This window comes from Rudaea sp., from assembly GCF_036383415.1.
Lineage (GTDB): Bacteria > Pseudomonadota > Gammaproteobacteria > Xanthomonadales > Rhodanobacteraceae > Rudaea.
The window spans coordinates 1-4002 of sequence record NZ_DASVOK010000162.1; the positions used below are offsets into that span (position 1 = coordinate 1).

Annotated in this window: 3 protein-coding genes and 1 pseudogene; all 4 read right to left on the reverse strand. The window is 65.6% G+C overall.

Features of this window, described 5'->3' with window-relative positions:
• A partial coding sequence (locus VF497_RS06150) for a hypothetical protein (RefSeq protein ID WP_330886746.1) occupies positions 1 to 406 on the reverse strand: 406 nt, incomplete at its 3' end.
• Positions 407 to 489: 83 nt separating this feature from the next.
• Positions 490 to 1548, reverse strand: coding sequence for a diguanylate cyclase (locus VF497_RS06155; protein WP_330886747.1), 1059 nt, complete (start codon positions 1546 to 1548; stop codon positions 490 to 492).
• Between the two features lie 197 nt (positions 1549 to 1745).
• A complete protein-coding gene (locus VF497_RS06160; protein WP_330886748.1) occupies positions 1746 to 3446 on the reverse strand; it encodes a M28 family metallopeptidase in 1701 nt (566 codons plus the stop codon).
• A 294-nt stretch (positions 3447 to 3740) separates the two neighbouring features.
• Positions 3741 to 3959: pseudogene (locus tag VF497_RS18505) on the reverse strand (glycine zipper 2TM domain-containing protein); the annotation flags it as partial.
• Between the last annotated feature and the right edge of the window lie 43 nt (positions 3960 to 4002).

A 4002-nucleotide genomic window follows, 5' to 3' on the forward strand; every position in this document is an offset into this window, starting at 1 on the left:
AGCGGTAGACCTGCGCCGCGCACTGGCCGGTCTTCGACGCCGACTCGACGCGCGCGTCGCGGACCGACGCGATCGCGCGGCGCATCGCCGACATGTCGAACGCCGTCACCGGCACGAGCGAGCGATCGACCGCGGTCCACACGCCGAGCGCGTTGAGCCAGGCGCGCTCGCCGATCGCGACGAATTCCATCTGGTCCGTGCTCGCATGGATGCGATCCGGAAACACGACTTCGATCTCGCCGGCCATCGCCGGCAGAGTCGGTCCGAACACATGGCCCTGCGCGTAGCCGCGAAAGCCGCCATTGCCGATGACTTGCTCGAATGCGCGCTGGACATCGCCGCGTGCGTCGGCGTGCGCCTGCATCGCAACGGCGAGGCCGAGCAATCCCGCAAGGAAAAATCTCATCTGCGCTCCGCGAAAAATCCCGCGCAGAGTATCTGCATATGTCGATGAATGCAGCCTATCGGCGGTGCCGACCGAACCTGTTCTCAGTGTGCGACGGCGACGCGGTCACGTCCTCCGGCCTTGGCCTCAAGCAGCGCGACATCGGCGCGCTTGACCCAGGCGCGCGCATCGTTCATGCCGGCCTCGTACGTGGCGATGCCGATGCTGACCGTCGATATCGCGACCGGAATGCCGTCAGGCTCTCCCGCGAGCACGTTGAGGCGGATGCGCTCGGCGACGAGCCTCGCCATTTCCGCATCGGTCTGCACGAGGATGATCGCGAACTCGTCGCCGCCGTAGCGACCGGGAATGTCGACGTCGCGCGTGCAGCGACGGATGATGCCGGCAACCGCGCGGATCACCTCGTCGCCGGTCAGGTGGCCGTGCTCGTCGTTGATCTGCTTGAAGTGATCGATGTCGATCATCAGCAGCGCCGCCGGCAGGCCGAGGCGCTGGTGCCGGCGCAGGATTTCCACGGCCCTGTCCTCCCAGCTGCCGCGATTGAGCAGGCCGGTGAGCCCGTCGACGCGATTCAACTGGGCCAAGCGTCGGTTTTGCCGGCTGACGGTGCGCACGAGCCGGTAGTTCACGCAGCCGATGACGAGCGGATAGACGATCAGCAGCGGCAAGGTCATCACGATCTCGAACATCGTCGTCGCCGGCTTGAAGCTGAGGCCGAACACGAGCACGGCTGCGAGGCAGCCCAGCACCTGCCCGGCGAACGCGCGCGCGAGCAGCTTCGGTCCGCCGAGGCTGAGCCGGTCGAAGGCGAGCATCACCGACGACAACGCGCTCGGCAGCAGGTTGAACTGCATCAGCGCGATCCAGATGCCGCCCAATGCCGAGTCGATGACGAGGTTGCGCAGTTCGGCCTTGCGTGGCGAGCGCGCGCGCAGCGCGATCCAGCGCGCAAGGTGCGGCCAGAGGAAGCCGTTCGCGAACAACAGGGCCCAGGTGAGCCGGCTCGCGCCATTGACGTAGAGGACACCGGCGACGCAGAGGAATCCAGCCGCCAGGCCGAGGATGCGCAGCGGATACATGCGCCTGACCAGCTGCCGCTCGTGGCTGATGAATCGGGCGGCTTCGGGCAGGGGTGCAGTCATCAGGGGATCAAGTGTCAAAAGCCGGGGCCGGTGTGACGGAAAGGGACATCTGTACAGGCTCAAGCAAATCCCGTGCCGTCATACTTGAAACGTCGTTTGTCGCCTTGCAGCTCCTTGGCCGCGGTCGCGAAAAGAAAAACGGCGCGCACCGGCATCCGGCACGCGCCGCTGGAGGCGACCGAAACTGCCCCGCCGCGTTACTTTCTGTCACCCGCCGTCGCATCACGCGTGGCGCGGAATTCCGAATCGGAAGCCCAGTTCGGCCACTGTCGCGAGTTCGCGAGTTTGCTGCCGAGCTGGTAGAGCACGCCGAGGTCGTGGCTCATGCCGGCGAAGGTCCAGGTCGGCTCCCACTGGTCCGCAGGCTGGTGGTAGCGATTGGTGACATATTCCTTGCGCGCCTTCTCGCCCGCTTCGAGGCCGCCGTCGACGAGGTCGTTGCCCGATTCCCACGAGAAGGCCGGCACGCCGCGCTTGGCGAAACCGAAGTGATCCGAGCGGAAGAAGTGCCCGGCTTCCGGATGCGGGTCGACGGTGAACGCGAGACCATTCGCCTGGGCCAGTGTCTTGGCCTCGTCGAGCAGCTCCGAGCCGGCATTGCCCGACTGCGACCAGTTCTTCGCCGGACCCATCGGATCGAGCGCGTCCATGTTGATGTCGGCCACGGTCGTCGCCAGCGGATAGAGCGGCTTGGACGCGTAGTACTCGGAGCCGAGCAGACCCTTCTCCTCGGCGGTGACGTTGAGGAACAGCACGGAGCGCTCGGGCTTCGGCCCGTGCGCGAACGCGCGACCGAGTTCGATCAGCGCCGCGGTGCCGGTCGCGTTGTCGACCGCGCCGTTGTAGATCCTGTCGCCCTTCGCGTCAGGCTCGCCGACACCGAGGTGGTCCCAGTGCGCGCTGTAGATCACCGTCTCGTCGGGATGCTTGGCCCCCTCGACGCGGCCAACAACATTGCGCGAAGTGATCACGCTGGAGTCGACCTGATAGCTGGCCGAGAACGTCGTGTGCTTGAGCACGACGGGTTTGAACTCACGCATCTGCGCCAGCTTCTTGAGTTTGTCGAAGTCAAGGCCCGAGCTCTTCAGCAGCGACACGGCGAGATCACGCTGGATCCAGCCTTCGAGCTTGGGATGCGTCGCCGAAGGATCGTCGCGCACGACATCGAACATCGTGTTCGTGTTCGAGTTCTTCACCGTCGCCCAGCCGTACGAGGCCGGATCGGTTTCGTGTACGATCAACAGGCCCGCGGCACCGCGGCGCGCGGCCTCCTCGTACTTGTAGGTCCAGCGGCCATAATAGGTCATCGCCTTGCCGCCGAAGTCGCCGACGCCGGTTTCGAAATCCGGATCGTTGATCAGCACGACCGCGATCTTGCCCTTGAGGTCGACGCCCTTGAAGTCGTCCCAGTTGCGCTCCGGCGCGCTCACGCCGTAGCCGCAGAACACGACGGGCGCCTTCGTGATCGCGACCGACTTGGCGCCGTCGAGCGGGGCGCGTACCGAGATTTCGCTGCCCTGGGTCAGCTTCTTCGCCTTGCCGCCGATGTTGAACGCCAGCTTCGGCGTGCCCGTGATCGCGGCGCGCAGCAATGGCACCGGCTGCGTCCATTCGCGCTTGCCGTCCTTGAGCTCGCCGCCGGGCTGCAAGCCCGCGCCCTTCATCTGCTCGATCACGTAGGCGACCGTCTTCGTCTCGCCCGGCGTCGCCGGACCACGGCCTTCGAATTCGTCGGAGGCGAGCGTCTTCACCTCGGCCGAAAGCAGCTTGGGATCGAACTTGGGCACGTAGGCCGATTTCGCATCGGACACGGCGGCCGGTTTGGTCGCGGAATTCGCGGCGCAGCCAGCCACGGAGAAAAGAGCAACGGCGATGGCCGATGCAAGCAGAGTTTTCATGACGCTCCCGTTAGTCAAGCGAGCGGCGATGATAGTCCGCACGCATCGGGAGCGTCCACACGACATACCCCGGAGCCTGCTCTCAAAGCGTAACGAGCGAAGAGAATTTGCGCGTCGCCGGAGCGCAGGAACCGGAGTGTACAGTCGAGTACATGAGGATTCCGAGCACCGCCGGCGCACAAATTATCGAGCGCAGTAGCTTGGAGGGCAGGCTCATTGCAGACTGCGCACCGGCAACGCTATGCGGCTGCCCGGATCGTAGTCGAGCTTCGCGTGCAGGTTCTGCCCTTGCCAGGCATAAACCACATCGAACAGTTGCGGCGAGTCCTTGCCCGGCGTGACGGTGCGGCAGCGCTTGACCACGCGCGTCACCGTGTCGCCTTCCTGATGCGCCTCCTGGATCTTCTTGCCGGCGATGCCGCCGCCGACCGCACCCGCGACCGTGGTCAGCTTGCGTCCGTTGCCGCGACCGAACTGGTTGCCGATCACGCCGCCAGCGATCGCGCCGATCACGGTGCCGGCGACCTGATGATCGTCCGAATGCGGACGGCGTTCG